The following is a 404-nucleotide window of genomic DNA, read 5'->3' on the forward strand; positions in this document are numbered from 1 at the left end:
GTATGATGCTACTGATTACCAAACTTATGGGCCCCTCGCGGGGCGACCATCAGGCGTTTTTCAACATCCACTCAATTTCGGTTTCTGTGATAAGACGCTCAAACTGCAGTAATTCATCATGCTTACAGGCATGGAAAACATGGCAGAAACGCTCGCCGAGGCGCTCACGCAAGTGATCGTTCTGCATAAACTCCCACAGCGCATCGCTCTGGCGGATCGGGAACGGCAGGCCCTCTTGCTCCAGACCGTTACCTTCCACCTCTTCCTGTAAAGGCAGCTGGGGGTTATCCAGCCCGTGCAGAATGCCGGCGAAAATCGCCGCCATCACCAGATACGGGTTGGCGTCCGCCCCCGCGACGCGATACTCCACGCGGTGGTTCTGCCGCTCGCCGCACGGAATACGC

Annotated in this window: 1 pseudogene; it reads right to left on the minus strand. The window is 57.2% G+C overall.

Going from position 1 to position 404, the window contains the following annotated elements:
- Nucleotides 1-49: 49 nt before the first annotated feature.
- A pseudogene (locus tag M3234_RS28985) lies at nucleotides 50-404 on the minus strand (glutamine synthetase); the annotation flags it as partial.

Source organism: Neobacillus niacini (assembly GCF_023715785.1).
GTDB classification, from domain to species: Bacteria; Bacillota; Bacilli; order Bacillales; family Cytobacillaceae; genus Neobacillus; species Neobacillus niacini_E.